We start from the raw sequence: 16,587 nt of genomic DNA, 5'->3' as shown, positions 1-16,587 counted from the left end.
GGAGGGCGGTTAGTGGTTCAAGTTTAGTGCGGATATCAGCTAACGCGCACTCGCCAGGAGCAGAAGCAAAAACGCAAGCCGCGCTCGATAAAATCAAAGCACGGCTTGCATTCATAACAAGACTCGGGTTGCTCAGATAGGCGAAGCCGGCAGCACAGAATTGAGCGGAACGAACGCGCTGCTGCAATCGACGGGCGTCGCATTGCCCGGCGAACCCGACACCGTCACATCATTCGACGTCGAAGTCACAATCTCATTCGAAAAGCTCACAGGACCCGGACCGAGCGTATAGTGCGTCGCGATGTCCTTGTCGAAAGTCGGCTGCTTGCTGTCGAACACGACATTGTCCAGCGTAATCACGAGCGGATTCTTTTGACTGTTCTTCTCGTATCCCTCGAACGTGACATGACCGCCACCGTATTTCGTGCTGCCCAGATAGTGCAAACCGCTGATCGTGATGCCGGTGAAGTTCGGATACAGTGTGCCCGTCGATGAACTGTAGAACGGATTGAATACCAGCGGCTGCGCAACATTGCGCATGCACACCTGGCTGTACGTGACGTTGCTCACCTTGCCGCCACGCGATGAATCCGACTTGATACGCAAGCCGTTTCCGTTCGAACTGTCGTTGCCGTCGATCGTTATGTCGGCGACAGCCACGTTGCTCACGCCGGCATTCGTCTCGCTCCCGATCGACATGCCGTGTCCGTAGTAGAGGTGGTTGTGCGCGAACGTCAGGTTGTTGCTGCCCGGTGATCCGCTTGCCTTGATCGCCACATGGTCGTCACCCGTGCTGATGTACGAGTAGGCGAGCAGCACATTGCTCGACTGGCCGGGATCGAAACCATCCGTATTCTTCGCGGTATCCGGCGTAAAACAGGTGGCGGGCGTGATCTTGTCTGGCGTAGTGCCGTTCGGACAGGCGTAACCGCTGACGCTATACGCGAGGCTCGGGGTAAGGATCTTGATGTTCCATGCCGTCACGCCAGCGACGCCATCGGTGACCACGTGAAAGTTCGGCGAATTCTGCAACGTAATGCGATAGAGCGTGAATGTGGAACCGCCCGTTATCTGCACGAGCCGCGGATTCTGCTGGTTGAGCCCCGCCGTCTTGTTCTGGTACGCGACATCCCACCAGGTACGCGCGCCCGCATTCGGACCGCTGGTGAGCAGGCTGCCGCCGCGGCCGTCGATGGTGCCGTCGCCTACGATCGAGCTGCCCGCCGTGCTCTTCGCGAGAATGAGCGGGTTGCACGATTTGGTGTTCGACGTCGTCGCGGTGCCGCACGTCCCCACGCCATTGTCAAAGTCAGCGGGGTTGCGCGACGCGAAAAGCGTCACGCCCTGATCGATCCACAACGACACCCCCGATTTGAGCTTAAGCGGACCGCTGAGAAAGGCCGATTCGCCCGAGGTGCCCTTCGTGAGTTTGACTGCCTGGCCGGACGGGCATGCGTCGATCGCGGCCTGGATGCGTGACGTATCCGGTTGGGACGATGACGCGTTCGCATCCAGCGAATCGATCGAGCCGTTGACGGGCGTAAGCGATGCGGCGAGCGGCTTGCAAACCGTCGTAGGCAATGACGGTTCGTTGACTGTACCCCATTGCGTCGTGACGGGCGTCGATGAATCCGTCGACGTACTCGCCGCTGAAACGGATTCAGCAGACAGCGCAGCCGACAGCACCAACGCGCAAATCGTGACGCGCAACACAGGCGTCATGCAATGCGATTCCCTGAGTGTTGATTCGAGATTTTTCAATTGTTTTTCCTCTTGTAGTTACAGCTACCCCAACGGCGATTGGCTGATGATGCGATTGCAATTCACAGCAGTAGAACGTCGTTAACTCCGCAATAGCCGATGTGCAGGTCCGTCATTCCTTCTTGTGCGCAAACGTTTGCTCAAGCCGGCGCGCTGAACACATCGCCTACGAGATATTACGGTGCAAATCTTTAAAAACTGCGGTCCGTTTCATTCAGGATTTCCTTATTTTCTTGTGAGGGAATGTCGGCACAACGCATCGCGGTAGCTGTCGAGGGCCCAGTTTCCGCAAAACGGTAAATTACTTTTCCGTTTCCGGTTCGACCTGTGATTCAGGCTTAGAGTCGCTAACAAGACTGTTCTATGGACCGCGACAGATAACTGCGCAAGCAAGTGCGAGCAACGCGACCTGAGTATCGAGAGCGCGCCCTCAAGAACCGGATTTTTTACGCTAAGGCAGCAAGTTTCCCGGTTCGTCGCTTAGCGGACGCAGGCCGCTATTTTCGAAGAGGTGACACCAGACAGCGAATATTGAAGGAGATTCAGGACTGGCCTGCCGGCTGAAGCATCGGATACGTCAACAGGAAAAAGTGCAGCACGTTCAGGCCAAAATGGGCCAGCACCGCGGCCTGAAGTCCGCCGAAGCGATAAGCCAGGCCATACCCAATTCCTGCGAGGCCTCCCAGCACCATCCATTGCCATCCACCTGCTATGTGCGCCAGCCCGAACAATGCCGCTGCTGCGCAAAGGGCAAGCGCGTCTGCGTAGGATCGCTGCTTGAGCAGGCGGCTTAGGCCACCCTGCAGATAGCCGCGGAACAAGGCCTCCTCGGTGACAGTCACGAGGAGCAGATTGTTCAGCAGCCACAGCCAGCTGACGGACGGCCATTTGGGCGCCCACGTGACGAGTCCGAGCAATACGGCCCCGGTCAGGCAAGTCACCGCCGTAATCAGTAATCCGCCGATACCTGCTGTCAACGACGTACGCAGCGCGTACTGAGGCCGAATCCAGGGCAAAACCAACAGCAGCCAGAAACCGATCAGAGGTTTGTCGAGGTTGAGATACATCGTGAACGGCACGGCATCCGGCGTAAAACGCTCCGGTCCGATGACCCGCGGGTTATGAAAGCCGGGTAACCAATGCATGCTTAATGCAATGGCGAGCGCAATGAACAGCGTGTGCCCGATGTATTGGACATGCGCCTTGCGGTTTTGCCGTACGGCATAGGCGGCAAGGAGAAGCAACGCGACGGGGATCGCCGCCCGGAATCCGAGCGGCCCATTCGCCAGCGCAGCGCCATAGCCCAGGATGAGTAGCCCCAGACTCAGCCATCGAATAGCGGACAACCACGTCGCCGGCACGGCAAGGAAAATTGCAACCCACGGTAATGCAAACATGTCGGCTCCCAAGCGTTGATCGCCCGGAAACCCAGGCGAATTGTCTGAACATAGATTCGTCAGGCTGAAGCGTACTGCTACCGTCGGCCGCCGCGCTCGAAAAATTGTGTGCATCCGTGGCAACTCGTGCCCAGCGCGAAGCGTACCGGCTGTTCCTGGAAGCGTTGCCGGACGAGCCACGTGCGGCGCTCGACCGGCTGCTGCGCGGTGCCCATGAAGGCGGGCAAACCGCCGTCTAGCAGATCGGGGATATGAAACCGACCGGCGTCACGCCGCGCTGGTCGCGATTCTGCTCGAGGGCATCACGCTCGCCGGCGCAAGTGTCCGCCGATACGTATCAGAACACGATGTTGGTCCGTACCCCCACCACCGCTTCGTTGCCGACCCGTTGCGACGGATTGTCGGGATTCGGAATGCCACCCGCAGGCCGGAACGCGTACTGGAAGTCCGCTTGCAACAGCCACCAGGGGGTGACCTGATACTGGTAGGTCGCCTCGACGATGGTTTCGGCACTGCGCGACGGATAGCCCGCCGGCGTCAGCGAGGCCGTATCGCCGGCGAGCCCTTGCGCGTGCGAACCGATCTTCGCGTAGCCTACGGCGAGGCCGACAACGTCATTGTCGCGTCCCTTGAAAGGCGCTTTTAGCGTGACGCCTGCGTTCACGCCAAGGTCGACCAGATTGCGGTCGCCCGGCGCACCCATGATCCGCGCGAAGACCCCCACCGATTGGGGGCTGTCCGCGCTCGGCCGCCAGACCATCTGGTCGGCCACGGCATAAAAGCTGTAGTTGCCCCGATGGCTCGCCGCCACGCCCGTGCTCGCCGGACTCGCCAGGGACTGCCCGGCGGTATCGAAGCGCGGGTCCGCAAAACGCTGCGTGTTGTACCAGAAGCCCAGCTTGTAGGTTCCCGGCAGTCCGGCCGGTTGCGCAGCCGATGCATCGGCCGGCGGCTGGTTGATCGCGTACTGCACCTCGCCGATAAAGAGCGCGCCGTTACGCAGATTGAAGTTCGTCCCGTGATGATTCAACTGCTGCGGATCGCCCACATCGCTGCCCGCCGGGTTGCCGTCGAACACGCCGGCCAGCACGGTCCATGCATCGGACGGTTTCGCGCGCACGCGCACACCCAGCGACGAAAGCGGATACGCCGGGCCGCCGGCAGGCATATCGGCCGACGGCAGGATCGGCCACCCGAATGTCAGGTTCACGAACGAGTTCGCGTACTGGCTCACCATGAATTCCTGGTCGAGGCTCTGCTGCCCCACCTTCACATCCATCTTGCCCGCCAGCACCGACTGCTGATACCAGAGCTCCCACAGCCGCGTCGTATCCTCGGCTTCGATACCGCTCGCGCTTTGCAGGGTCAGCAAGTTGCGTTGACTGATACTGCTGCCGTGAATCTGAAGCGCTGACACATTGAAGGTACCGCCCGGCAACCCGAATGCCTTTTGCGTATCCACGACTAACCCGAACTGGGTCAGGCCATCATAGGCGCCGCCGCGCTTCACGCCGCCGGACAGATTGTTCAGATACTCGCTGGTTTCCTGGAGATTGACGGTTACGCCGTAGTTGCCGAGCCACGGGCGCAGCCCACCCATATCGCCGAACAGATTCGAGCGATCCCAGAACCCGGTCGGCGCAGGTGGTGCCTGGTCCGCCTTCGCCGCGTTGTCAGTTCCCGCCGCCGATGACGGCGCAGCCTCATTCGCCGTTGCTGCCGGCGCAGGTTCGCCGCTCGTCTGAGCGAGGGCAGGCTGCACGACGCCGAATGACAGCAGCAGGGACAGGCTGAGGGGACCGCCGGAGGTCAGCAATGTGGTTTTGAGGTTCTTTTTCATGGCAAGTGGAAGCAAAGTTATCGTGCGGAATAGCCTTATTCCATGGATATGACACGCGGAATGTGGCGGGACCGTGAACCCGCCCTCCGCTCAGGAGAACCACCAGCTCAGTCGTAACGTACGGTTGAGTTCATTACCGACGGATGAGGTGGACAACATCGCGGCCAGCGCGACGGCAGCAACCGTCATTGCCAGAATTGCGTAGCCGCTGGGCGTTAGCGGGTCGCCGATATGGACCATGCGCGCCGCCCAGTTCGTGCGGATGTGCGAATGCAGCACCCTGCAGGCAAGACGCTGAAGGCGCGGCGAGTGCACCGCGCCACCGAAAAACGTAGCAAATGATTTGACGAACATAAGCTCACTCCCGTCCAGCCCGACCTGGCCGGGCGACGTGTAAAGACGTGATTGCGACGTGACTGCGCCTCGCAAGCAGGCTTGCGACAGGCGGCCAAACAGAGAGAGCGTGCTGCTGACAGACCGGCAGAAAGCCAGTCAGTGATGAAGCGCGCTAACCCGACCAAAGCGAGTTAGCGGCGAAGGAATGTTCCTGCGGTCGCTATCTCGCGGTTGCTTCGCCGGCACAGGCCGGCATCGGACTTCCACTACTGGAGCATGCGTCCACGGGGGACTCCTTTTGATAAGACGGGCGGATTGTATTCGGCACTCGTTCAGAACCGCAAGTAAAAAAAGCATAAAGGCATCGCACTCCGAAACTGTCGGCACTGCCCTCACATGCGAGGCCGTTTTCGGATTAACGGCGGCGCCAAATCTTTCATTTTCATTTCATACCGGTCATTTCAGAGGGCAGATTGGGGGGCGAAAAAGTTATATGTGGTCTGCTTAACGAATCGTGTTGACTTTGGATTCAAGCGACGCCTAAAATTCGCGCATCTTCACAAACGGGGCGAATGCCTTGGACACCTGCAGTAGTCGACCTTCGAACAGTTTCGCTGCCTGACCGGCAGGACGTCCGCGCTCTCTTCACCCAGCCGCCGTCTTGCCTCAAGGCAGACGGTGCGCGCCGTAGTTACCCTCTCCGTGCACCTTGATTAGCGCCACATGGCCGCAGCGATCACGCGCGTCCGTATGGCACCGCGTCGCGAGCGTCAAACTCGCGACAGCGTTCGTTCGCGCCCTTTCGATTCAGCGGCGCGGGCTGACGCGTGGACAAGCACGTGCCTAACAGGCGCGCGCAGCAGACGCCGATAAGGAGCCGCCATGCCGGACAGCGACAGTTACCCCATATGCCGCACACCTCTGTTTTTACTTTTGTCCGAGGAAAGCGAGTAGACCTGCGTCACCGCGCCTGATGCGCACGACCTCTCCGTCTGCCGGCTTTCCGCGAACCGCGTCAAACGACGCGTCAAACAGCGCGTTGAGCCACGCGTTAAGCCATACACGCACGGAGAAATATCATGATTTTCGGCCTCCTCCTGTCGAAACTGCCGCACGTCCAGGAATCGCGCGTCTTCTACGACGGCATGCTTGCCCTGCACGCGCCTGAACCTTCCAAATTCGTCGCCGTCTGGCAGCATTTCAAGATTCTTCTTTCGTAAGCTCGCGCCCTCTTCCGTCATACGCAAGCGACGCCGTCGGTGCACGACTCACGCCCTTGACCTATGCCCTTACGTATGCCGGAGATGCGCATTGTCATTTCAAAAATCAGCCTAAGAGAAGAAAGCAAAATGTCTACTCCAACTCAAGTCTCAACCACGCGGAGCGCCGTGCTCGATTCGGCGCACGTCGGCGACATCCGGGGTGCTCTGGGCACCATCGCTCACCACGACACGGCGCCGCGCAACAACTGGTGGGCGCGCTTCCGTACGCTGCTGGCCATCCTGGGGCCGGGCCTCATCGTGATGGTCGGCGACAACGATGCAGGCGCCTTCGGCACCTACACCCAGGCCGGGCAAAACTACGGCACCACGCTGCTGTGGACCATGCTGTTGCTGGTCCCCGTCCTCTTCGTCAATCAGGAAATGGTGCTGAGACTGGGCGCCGTGACCGGCGTCGGCCACGCGCGGCTCATCTTCGAGCGCTTCGGCAAATTCTGGGGCGCGTTCAGCGTCATTGACCTGTTCATTCTCAATGCGCTGACGATCGTGACCGAGTTCATCGGCATCACATTCGTGCTCGATTTCTTCGGCCTCTCCAAGATTGCCGGCGTTTGCATCGCTGTCGCGCTGACCATGGCCGCCGTCAGTACGGGAAGTTTCAGACGCTTCGAACGCTTCGCCATCGTGCTCTGCCTATTGAGCCTGTTGCTCGTGCCGGTGCTCGTATCGATTCACCCGCCGGTCGGCCAGATGACGCGCGATTTCTTCGTGCCGAGCTGGCCCGCCCATTCGAAGCTGAGCGATGTGATGCTGCTTGTCATCGGCATCGTCGGCACCACCGTCGCGCCGTGGCAACTCTTTTTCCAGCAAAGCTACATTGTCGACAAACGCATCACGCCGCGCTTCATGAAGTACGAGAAAGCGGACCTGTGGATCGGCATTGTGTTCGTGCTGATCGGCGCGGTGGCGATGGTTTCGTTCTGCGCCGCGCTGTACGCCGGCAAGCCGGAGTTCGGCAATTTCACGGACGCCGGCGGCGTCATCGGCGGCCTCGAAAAGTATGCCGGCAGGACCTCGGCCGTCCTCTTTGCGGTGGCCCTGCTCGACGCCTGCATCATCGGCGCTGCCGCGGTGTCGCTGTCGACCGCGTACGCCATCGGCGACGTGTTCAAGATTCGCCACTCGTTGCATCGCAGCGTGTCCGATGCCAAGGGTTTCTACCTCGTGTACTTCGGCATCGTTGCCGCCGCGGCGGCGCTGGTGCTGATTCCCGGCAGCCCGCTCGGTCTGTTGACCGAAGCGGTGCAAACGCTCGCAGGCGTGCTGCTCCCAAGCGCCACCGTATTTTTGCTGCTGCTGTGCAACGACAAGGCCGTGCTTGGCCCGTGGGTCAATTCGAAGAAGCTCAATCTGTTCACCGGCGCCGTTGTCTGCGTACTGGTGATGCTGTCGATCATTCTCACCGCCTCGGTGATGTACCCGGATATCAGCGGCGAAACGATTCTCGAACTACTCGCCGGCGGGACGCTGCTGACCGTCGTCGGCTACGCCGTCACGGCCGGGATTCGCAAGTTTCGAGGTGAAGCGGTCGACAGCCAGGCAGAGGCGCAGCCGAAAAGCGCCCGCGATACGTGGCGCATGCCGCCGCTGGACGAACTGCCTGCGCCGAACCTCACGCTGGCCAAGCGTGTCTGGATGGGCTTACTGCGCGGCTATCTGGTGCTGGCGGTCGCACTGGTCATCGTGAAGGTGGTGCAGATGACGTTCCTGAAATAGACCGGAGCAAGACAAAGACAGAACACGTGGAGAGTACGGAGCCGCGCTGCCGCAAGAAGCGGCGGCGCCGGCCTGTACGCCGTCTATTTCATCCGTTGCCATACGACTTTCGACGATCCATATCCGAAGGCGCCGGGCGTGATGTACGTGAGCCGGTCACCGTCCAACATGAACGGACGCCGTTGAACATCGGCGTCCCAGTTCGGAAAGGTACTTTTCTGGATGTGGAACACGATCGCTTGCGCTACCGGGTCGACGGTATAAGTGCCGAAATGCGCGACGTTGCCCCGGATGATTTTTTCGTTCTCTTCCGCCGTGCCTAGCTGTCGATTGCCCGATGCGAATTTCGGCAGATCGGCGCGGAGCACGACCAGCACATAGCGGCCGTCACTGCCGAAAATGAGTTGCCCCTGCGGATGCGGTCCAAGCAGTTCTGCTTCATTGCCGCTCTTTGCCTCGGTCAGCGAAACCAGCGACCACGAACCCACTACACTGGCCGCAGCCGCGGCCTGGGCAAACGCCTTGGGCGTGGGCGCACACGATGCGGCAACCGTCATCGCGATCGCGGCCATGGTTCTGAACGCTGCTTTCATGACGTTCCCCACGCGCGCGAGGACATGAAGTCAGACGAATCCGTCGCGCTTCGCTAACACTTGCGTAAAGATTCGCCGCGGCTCTCGCGGCGTGCCGGCCGGGTCTCTAGCGCATTTCGTCCCGGCTTTTGGCGCAAGACGATTACTTCAGCGAAGGAAACCGGAATGACTTCGGGTGGTTTGTGAAGCGTAGGCGCTTTCCCGGCGAAAATCTATCGCGTCGATTCCCACCCGTCGCGGATCCGGCACGACTGCGCCGGACCTCGCACCGTTGCAAAGTTTAGATACCGCACGGCCTCAATTGAAGTCGCCGGTCTCGAGTTCCACGGACCGTCCGCCGTTTTTTTCGAGCACCCGACGCGTAGCGTTTTCGATCTGTGCGCGATTTGCCTCGAAGGTGCCAACGAGATTGTGAGCCGATGTGCCGTCGTTGCCGAAATGGTCGTTCAACGCATCGAGCGACACACTGCACCAGACGCCGGCCCCATCAACGTTGGCTTCGAAGGCAACGCGCGCAGCCGCCACCACTTCGCGGCGTCCGGTGAATTCGATTCTCATGATTACCCTCCATCTGTCGAAAGAAAGCGTCGAACGCGCAAGCGCCGTGCCGCGTTTGCTGTACCGCACCATATCGCCTCACGCGCAGCGCACATTCTCCGCAAGGTGCATACTCGACATCGGCCGCATTCGTGCGGCCGCCGTTTATGCGTCGCGGCGCTCATGTTGCCGGCTCATGTTGCCGGTTCAGTAGCCTGTCACGCCGCCTGACGTGCCTAACATCCTAATACTATCGCCCCATGTCCCGCAGCCCGCAATCGTCGCGTCCTCTTGTCATCGCCGCCGTCATGGCTTCCATGGCGATGGTCGCCATCGAAGCCACCATCGTGTCCACCGCCATGCCGCAGATCGTCGCGCAACTCGGCGATCTGCATCTGTATAGCTGGGTCTTTTCGTCGTTCCTGCTCACCCAGACCGCCATGACCGTGGCGTTCGGCAAGCTCGCCGACCTGTACGGACGCAAACCCGTCATGCTTGCCGGCATCGCGATCTTTCTGCTCGGCTCGGTGCTCGCCGGCTTCGCCTGGTCGATGCCCGCGATGATCGTGTTCCGGCTGATCCAGGGCGTGGGCGCCGGGGCCATCCAGCCGGTCACGCTGACCATCGTCGCCGACCTCTATCCGGCGCGCGAACGCGGTAAGGTGCAAGGCTATCTGGCGAGCGTGTGGGCGATTTCGGCGGTGGTCGGGCCGATGGTGGGCGGCTTCATCATTCACAACCTGTCGTGGGCCTGGATCTTCTGGATGAATGTGCCGATCGGCCTCGCGTCGGCGGCGGGCTTCATCGCGTTCCTGCGCGAATCGGAGCGGCATGCGCGCCCGTCGATCGATTTTGCCGGCGCCGCGCTCTTCATGGCCGCGATTGCCGCGCTGATGACGTCGCTGACTTACGCGGGCGACGACGACGTCGCGAAGGCAGCGATCGCGGGCGGCGTGTTCACGCTGTGCCTGCTGTTCTTCGCGATGCAGGAGCGCCGCGCCGCCGAGCCGATGATCTCCTTTGCGCTGTGGAGCCGCCGGCCGATTGCCGCGTGCAATGGCGCGACGCTGCTGTCGGGCACGATCCTGATGGGCGCCACCACCTTCCTGCCGATGTACGTGCAGGGCGTGCTGCATCGTTCGCCCGTGGTCGCCGGTCTCGCGCTGACGATGATGATGGTGGGCTGGCCGGCCGGCGCGACGCTCGCGGCGAAATCGTTTCACCGCGTCGGACTGCGGCGCATTCTGCTCGGCGGCAGCGCGTTCATACCGCTCGGCGCCGTCTTGCTGCTGATGCTCTCGCCCGGCAGCTCGCCGCTGATCGCTGCTTTCGGTTCGCTCATCATCGGCTTCGGCATGGGCACCTCGAGCGTGAGTTCGCTGGTGATGATCCAGGAGATCGTCGAGATGAACGAGCGCGGCAGCGCCACCGCGTCGAATCTCTTTTCGCGCAATCTCGGCAGCACGCTTGGCGCGACGCTGTTCGGCGCGGTGCTCAACTTCGGTCTCAGTCACTCGAAGAATGTCGCCGCGGTCACCTCGGACCAGCTGAAAGCGCTGCTGCAGAATCAGACGGCGAGTCTCGGCGATAGCGATGCGATCCGTCAGGTGCTGCATCAGTCGCTTCACCTGACCTTCACGTCGATCTTCGCGATCGCGATTTTTGTCGTGGTGCTGCTGGCTTTCGTCCCCGCGATCAACATCGGGGGCGCTAAAAAGGCCCCGCTCAAAGCGCTCTCGCCGCTCGAAGACTGAGAACGCGCCGCGGTTCGGCCGTCGCGGCACGCGCGGGCTGCGATGAGCGCATCAACCAGAGCGGCGCAAGCGCAAATCCGGGCACCTGCGGCAAGACTTCGACACGCCCGCTCGTCAAGGCATCGGCGGCGCTCAGCCGGGACACCATGGCGATCCCCGCTTCCTGTTCGGCGGCCGCCACCAGAAAGCGCGGATCGCTGACCGTCATCGCACGCCGCGATCGCCCAGACTCACGCTTGCGCCGCCAGCAATTCGATGCCGTCCAACTGCGCCGCGCAGGTATCGCGCACGATCGTGACGAAGTCGTCGAAGTAAGGCCGGCTTGCAAAGCCCTTGGCCGCGACCGCATAGAGCTCGCTCCACAAGCCTTGCGTGCCCACGCGTTTAGCCAGCACGTAGTCGTGATCGACGTAGTTCTTCACGCCCCAGTTCGGCAGCGCCGCAATCCCGCGGCGGCTCGCCACCAGTTGCATGATGGCAATGGTCAACTCGGCCGTGCGCCGCTCCAGCTTGATGCCCGCCGGCTCCAGCACCTCGCGGATCAGATCGATGCGCGCTTCGGGCACCGGATAGGTAATCAGCGTCTCGTCGCGCAGATCGTCCGACACCACGCGGCGCTTGTTGCGCAAGCGGTGCTCGTTGGCCATCACCACGAGAATCTCGAAGCGGAACAGCGGCGCGATATGTAGGCTGCGCTTGCTCGCCGGTTTCGAACCGATCACCACGTCGGCCGTGCCGTCGCTCAGCAAACGCAGCGGGTCCGCATGAAACCCAGCGACCAGATCGACTTCGACCTCTGGCCAGCGCCGGCGGAATTCGTCCATCACCGGCATCAGCCAGTCGAAACAGGTATGGCATTCCAGCACGATGCGCAACTCGCCGCGCGTGTCGCCCTTCAGGCGGACGAGATCGCGTTCGGCCGCACTGACCGCGGCAATCGTCTCGCGGCCCAGCGCGAGCAGCCGCTCGCCGGCCGCGGTGAAGCGCAAACCCTGCCTGGTGCGCTCGAATAGCGACACCTCGTAATGCGCTTCGATATCGCGGATCTGATGCGACAACGCGGACTGGCTCAGATGAACGCGTTCGGCCGCCGCCACCAGCTTGCCGGAATCGGCGATGGCGATCAGCGAACGCAAATGGCGAAGCTCAAGCATGCCGGTGCTCCGCGCTAACAACGGTCGGACTGAATAGGATATGAATGTGGCTCATACATTGGTGAAAACATGTCGCTTGATGAATCATAGCGCGACTTTCAAACTGGGCGCCAATTCATACAACGCATAAGGAGCCCATATGGCCCGCACGCACATCCCCGGTTTTCCGCGCATCGGCGCGCAGCGTGAACTGAAGTTCGCGCAGGAATCGTTCTGGCGCGGCGAATCCGATGAAACCTGTCTGCGCGGCGTCGCGAGAGAATTGCGCGCCCGCCATTGGCAATTGCAGCACGACGCCAGACTGGATTTCGTCACCGTGGGCGATTTCGCTTACTACGATCAGATGCTCAATCTGAGCGCGCTGCTCGGCGCATTGCCGGAGCGCTTCGGCTTCGATCCACAGGCTTTGTCGCTCGGCCAGTACTACGAACTCGCGCGCGGCAATCACGAGCAACCGGCGATGGAGATGACCAAGTGGTTCGATACGAACTACCACTACCTCGTGCCGGAACTCGGACCGGATACGACCTTCAACGGCGGCGTCGAATGGCTTTTCGACGAGATCGACGAAGCGCTCGCGCTGAATCTGCCGGTCAAGCCGGTATTGATCGGGCCGATCACGTATCTGTGGCTGTCGAAGAGTCATGTCGCCGGTTTCGACCGTTTATCGCTGCTGCCTGAACTCGTGATCCGCTACAGCCGTATTCTCGACAAGCTGAAGCAACGCGGCATCGAATGGGTGCAGCTGGATGAACCGGCGTTATGCGCCGATCTGCCCGCCGAATGGCTCGACGCATTGTCCGCGGCCTATGAGGTGCTCGGCACAGCAGGCGTCAAAGTACTGCTCGCGACTTACTTCGACACCGCCGCGAACCATGCGCAGCGCGTCGCGAAGCTGCCGGTGGCGGGCATCCATATCGATCTGGTGCGCGCGCCGCAACAACTCGCCGCCTGGCGCACGGCATTGCCGGCGAACGCGGTGTTGTCGGCGGGTGTGATCGACGGCCGCAATATCTGGCGCGCCGATCTCGGCGGCATCGTCGAGTCGTTGCAGGCGCTGCATGCGGAGCTTGGCGAGCGTCTCTGGGTGGCGTCGTCGTGCTCGCTGCTGCATGTGCCGGTTTCGCTCGATGCGGAGAAGAAGCTCGGCGCCGACCTGAAATCGTGGCTCGCCTTCGCCACTGAAAAACTCGCTGAAATCAGCACGATTGCGCTGGCCTTGCGCGATCCGGCCGCCGCTGAACCGAAGCTCGCAGCCGCCGGCCTGGCGCTGGAAGCACGCCGCCATTCGAGCGCGGTCGTCAATACGCTGGTGCAAAAACGCGTCGCCGCCGTGACCGCCGCGATGGCGGAGCGCAACAGCCCGTTCGCCGAACGCAACCGCGTGCAGCGCGAAGCGCTCGGCCTGCCGCCGCTGCCGACCACCACGATCGGCTCGTTCCCGCAAACGCCGGCGATCCGCCAGGCGCGCGCAGCCTATAAACGCGGCGAACTGCGCGCGCTCGACTATCTGCAACGGATGCGCGCCGAAATCGAAATCGCCGTGCGCAAGCAGGAAGAGCTCGGGCTCGACGTGCTGGTGCACGGCGAAGCCGAGCGCAACGACATGGTCGAATACTTCGGCGAGCAATTGTGGGGCTACGCGTTCACGGAAAACGGCTGGGTGCAGAGTTACGGCTCGCGCTGCGTGAAGCCGCCGATCATCTATGGCGACGTCTATCGTCCCGAACCGATGACGGTCGAGACGGCCCGCTACGCGCAATCGCTCACGCAGCGCCTGATGAAAGGCATGCTGACCGGCCCGGTGACGATGCTGCAATGGTCGTTCGTGCGCGACGACCAGCCGCGCTCCACCACCGCGTTGCAACTCGCGCTCGCGATCCGCGATGAAGTGATGGACCTCGAAAAAGCCGGCATCCGCATCGTTCAGATCGACGAACCGGCGTTCCGCGAAGGCTTGCCGCTGCGCAAGTCCGATTGGGCCGCGTATCTGGAATGGGCGACGCGTGTGTTCCGCATTTCGGCGGCGGGCGTCGCCGATCAGACGCAGATTCACACGCACATGTGCTATTCGGAGTTCAACGACATTTTGCCGTCGATCGCCGCCATGGACGCGGACGTCATCACGATCGAGACCTCCCGTTCGGCGATGGAGCTGCTCGACGGCTTCGGCGAATTCGCGTATCCGAACGAGATCGGACCGGGCGTCTACGATATCCATTCGCCGCGCGTGCCGAGTGTCGAAGCGATGCAGCGGCTGCTGGAACGCGCGTGTGAAGTGATCCCCGCCGGGCGCCTGTGGGTCAATCCGGATTGCGGGCTGAAGACGCGCGGCTGGCCTGAAACGGAAGCCGCGTTGACCAATATGGTTCAGGCGGCCAAGGCGTTGCGCGTGAAGCTGGCGGTGAAGCAGGCTAATGAGCAGGCTGACGAACATCCCGCTGCCCAGCCTGCTGAATTGACGGTGTGATTTGATATCCGCAGGGCCCATCCGTGAATCGTGGTGTCGAGCGGATGGGCTGCGCCTGCGCGTACGGATCAGCCCTTTGCGTACAACGTGGATTCCGCGAATCCTTCCGCGGCGAGCACCTGCCCCACCAGAATCAGCGCCGTGCGCTCGATGTGGGTCGATTGCACCTTGCCGACGATGTCGTCGAGCGTGCCCGTGAGCTTTTCTTCATCCGGCCAGCTCGCGCGATAGATCACCGCGATCGGACAGTCGCCGCCGTAATGCGGCCGCAATTCATCGACGATACGCGCGAGATGCCGTACGCCGAGGTGAATCGCCATCGTCGCGCGATGCCTCGCGAGGTCGCCGAGTTCCTCGCCTTCGGGCATCGCCGTTTTGCTCGCGTAGCGCGTGAGGATCAGCGTTTGCGAAATGCCGGGCAGCGTGAGTTCGCAGCCGAGCGCCGCCGCGCACGCGGCGGTCGCGGTCACGCCGGGCACGATCTCGTACGGAATGTTCAGTTCGCGCAGTCTGCGGATCTGCTCGCCAATCGCGCCGTATAACGACGGGTCGCCCGAGTGCACGCGCGCCACGTCCTGGCCTTTCTCGTGCGCCGTTTTGAGCAACGCGACGATCTGATCGAGGTCGAGTTCGGCAGTATTGACGACCTGGTCCGCGGCATGACCTTCCAGCACGGCGGCCGGCACGAGCGAGCCCGCATACAGGATCACCGGGCAACTGCGCACGAGGCGCTGCCCTTTCACCGTGATCAATTCCGGGTCGCCGGGACCCGCGCCGATAAAAAACACCGTCATTCCGTACTCCGTGATTCATTCGATCGGCACGTCATCGACGCACCGTTCAGGAGGATATGCGCCGCCATGCGCCGAGCAACTCGGCCACGTCGCCGAATTCGCGGTCGGCTGCGGGCAACTCGGGCCGCCGCAGCATCACGACCGGCAGGCCGCGTTCGCGCGCGACTTCGAGTTTCGCTTCGGTAGCGCTGCCGCCGCTGTTTTTGCTGACCACGACGTCGAACGCTTCGGCGCTGAAAAGCGCACGCTCGCCTTCGAGCATAAATGGGCCGCGTGTCGCCAGAATCCGCGCGCGCGCGTTGCCTTCATGTGGATCGAGACAGCGCACGGTCCAGAACTGATGCGGCGGGATCTCGTCGAGATGCGCGAGCGGTTCACGCCCGAGCGTGAAGAGCGGCCGCTTGAACGCGGCGAGCACCGCGGCCAGTTCGCGCCAGTCGTCGACCATGCGCCAATCGTCGCCGTCTTGCGGATGCCAGCCCGGGCGGCGCAGCGCCCAGCACGGCACCCGCGCGGCACGGCTCGCTTGCATGGCATTCGCACTGATTTGCGCGGCGTACGGGTGGGTCGCGTCGATCACGAGGCCAATGCGTTCCTGTTCGATGTAGCGCGCCATTCCCGCACTGCCGCCAAAGCCGCCGACGCGCACCGCACACGCCAGATCGTCCGGCACCTTGCCGAGCCCGGCGAGACTGTACACGTGATCGGGCCCGAGTTGACGCGCGACCTTCAAGGCGTCGCCGGTGCCGCCGAGCAGCAGGATGCGCATCATCGCGCGGCTCCGATCAGATTGCCCTGGCGGTCGATCGCGAACATTTCGACGGCGACCTGCGGCGGCACGATATCGCGCGCCACCGCGAGCGCATGCCGGCAGACGATATCGCCGAGCGGCACGTTTTGCGCGCGCGCCAATGTCGCCGCCTGCTGACTCGTATTGGCCGCGCGGATCGCCGCC

General features: G+C 62.1%; 15 protein-coding genes and 1 pseudogene. 5 read left to right on the top strand and 11 right to left on the bottom strand.

From position 1 onward, the window contains the following. Positions 1–132 precede the first annotated feature (132 nt). The gene (locus tag AC3WLT_RS19525) at positions 133–1,761 is read right to left on the bottom strand and encodes a glycoside hydrolase family 28 protein (protein ID WP_492593334.1); all 1,629 of its coding nucleotides are present in this window, start codon (positions 1,759–1,761) and stop codon (positions 133–135) included. A gap of 542 nt (positions 1,762–2,303) precedes the next feature. Then, positions 2,304–3,158 carry a CPBP family glutamic-type intramembrane protease gene (locus tag AC3WLT_RS19520; RefSeq protein ID WP_492593333.1) on the bottom strand — a complete coding sequence of 285 codons (855 nt, stop codon included), beginning with the start codon at positions 3,156–3,158 and terminating at the stop codon, positions 2,304–2,306. Between the two features lie 116 nt (positions 3,159–3,274). On the opposite strand from AC3WLT_RS19520, the gene AC3WLT_RS19515 reads away from it, so the two are divergent. Beyond that, positions 3,275–3,397: a hypothetical protein gene (locus AC3WLT_RS19515; RefSeq protein WP_492593332.1), complete on the top strand. Its 123-nt coding sequence runs from the start codon at positions 3,275–3,277 to the stop codon at positions 3,395–3,397. A 98-nt stretch (positions 3,398–3,495) separates the two neighbouring features. On the opposite strand, the gene AC3WLT_RS19510 is transcribed toward AC3WLT_RS19515, so the two are convergent. Both AC3WLT_RS19510 and AC3WLT_RS19505 read right to left on the bottom strand, forming a co-directional pair. After that, on the bottom strand, positions 3,496–4,998 hold the full coding sequence (locus AC3WLT_RS19510) for a carbohydrate porin (protein WP_492593331.1): 1,503 nt from the start codon (positions 4,996–4,998) through the stop codon (positions 3,496–3,498). A 90-nt stretch (positions 4,999–5,088) separates the two neighbouring features. Beyond that, positions 5,089–5,352 carry a hypothetical protein gene (locus AC3WLT_RS19505; RefSeq protein WP_492593330.1) on the bottom strand — a complete coding sequence of 88 codons (264 nt, stop codon included), beginning with the start codon at positions 5,350–5,352 and terminating at the stop codon, positions 5,089–5,091. Positions 5,353–6,413: 1,061 nt separating this feature from the next. On the opposite strand from AC3WLT_RS19505, the gene AC3WLT_RS19500 reads away from it, so the two are divergent. After that, a complete protein-coding gene (locus tag AC3WLT_RS19500; protein WP_492593329.1) occupies positions 6,414–6,554 on the top strand; it encodes a hypothetical protein in 141 nt (46 codons plus the stop codon). A 129-nt stretch (positions 6,555–6,683) separates the two neighbouring features. After that, entirely contained in the window at positions 6,684–8,330 is a 1,647-nt protein-coding gene (locus AC3WLT_RS19495; RefSeq protein WP_492593328.1) for an NRAMP family divalent metal transporter, read from the top strand. A gap of 83 nt (positions 8,331–8,413) precedes the next feature. Here the strand turns inward: AC3WLT_RS19495 and AC3WLT_RS19490 are convergent, their stop codons facing one another. Both AC3WLT_RS19490 and AC3WLT_RS19485 read right to left on the bottom strand, forming a co-directional pair. Further along, the gene (locus AC3WLT_RS19490) at positions 8,414–8,923 is read right to left on the bottom strand and encodes a lipocalin-like domain-containing protein (RefSeq protein ID WP_492593327.1); all 510 of its coding nucleotides are present in this window, start codon (positions 8,921–8,923) and stop codon (positions 8,414–8,416) included. Positions 8,924–9,220: 297 nt separating this feature from the next. Next, entirely contained in the window at positions 9,221–9,481 is a 261-nt protein-coding gene (locus AC3WLT_RS19485; protein WP_492593326.1) for a DUF1488 family protein, read from the bottom strand. Between the two features lie 239 nt (positions 9,482–9,720). Here AC3WLT_RS19485 and AC3WLT_RS19480 point away from each other — a divergent pair, with 239 nt between their 5' ends. Beyond that, positions 9,721–11,214: an MDR family MFS transporter gene (locus tag AC3WLT_RS19480; protein ID WP_492593325.1), complete on the top strand. Its 1,494-nt coding sequence runs from the start codon at positions 9,721–9,723 to the stop codon at positions 11,212–11,214. On the opposite strand, the gene AC3WLT_RS19475 is transcribed toward AC3WLT_RS19480, so the two are convergent. Then, positions 11,186–11,422 carry a hypothetical protein gene (locus AC3WLT_RS19475; RefSeq protein ID WP_492593324.1) on the bottom strand — a complete coding sequence of 79 codons (237 nt, stop codon included), beginning with the start codon at positions 11,420–11,422 and terminating at the stop codon, positions 11,186–11,188. The two genes, AC3WLT_RS19480 and AC3WLT_RS19475, sit on opposite strands and share 29 nt — an antisense overlap. Positions 11,423–11,444: 22 nt before the next feature. Then, entirely contained in the window at positions 11,445–12,368 is a 924-nt protein-coding gene (locus AC3WLT_RS19470) for a LysR family transcriptional regulator (RefSeq protein WP_492593323.1), read from the bottom strand. Positions 12,369–12,507: 139 nt separating this feature from the next. On the opposite strand from AC3WLT_RS19470, the gene metE reads away from it, so the two are divergent. Next, on the top strand, positions 12,508–14,838 hold the full coding sequence (gene metE, locus AC3WLT_RS19465) for a 5-methyltetrahydropteroyltriglutamate--homocysteine S-methyltransferase (RefSeq protein ID WP_492593322.1): 2,331 nt from the start codon (positions 12,508–12,510) through the stop codon (positions 14,836–14,838). A gap of 68 nt (positions 14,839–14,906) precedes the next feature. Here the strand turns inward: metE and cobM are convergent, their stop codons facing one another. The 3 genes and pseudogenes from cobM to AC3WLT_RS19450 all read right to left on the bottom strand — a co-directional run. Beyond that, a complete protein-coding gene (cobM, locus tag AC3WLT_RS19460; protein ID WP_492593321.1) occupies positions 14,907–15,632 on the bottom strand; it encodes a precorrin-4 C(11)-methyltransferase in 726 nt (241 codons plus the stop codon). A gap of 46 nt (positions 15,633–15,678) precedes the next feature. Next, on the bottom strand, positions 15,679–16,404 hold the full coding sequence (locus AC3WLT_RS19455) for a cobalt-precorrin-6A reductase (protein WP_492593320.1): 726 nt from the start codon (positions 16,402–16,404) through the stop codon (positions 15,679–15,681). Next, positions 16,401–16,587, bottom strand: a pseudogene (locus AC3WLT_RS19450) (cobalt-precorrin-5B (C(1))-methyltransferase); the annotation flags it as partial. The gene AC3WLT_RS19455 and the pseudogene AC3WLT_RS19450, both read right to left, overlap by 4 nt.

This window comes from Paraburkholderia sp. FW306-2-2C-D06C (genome assembly GCF_058781505.1).
This window is presented reverse-complemented; position numbering and strand designations above follow the sequence as displayed.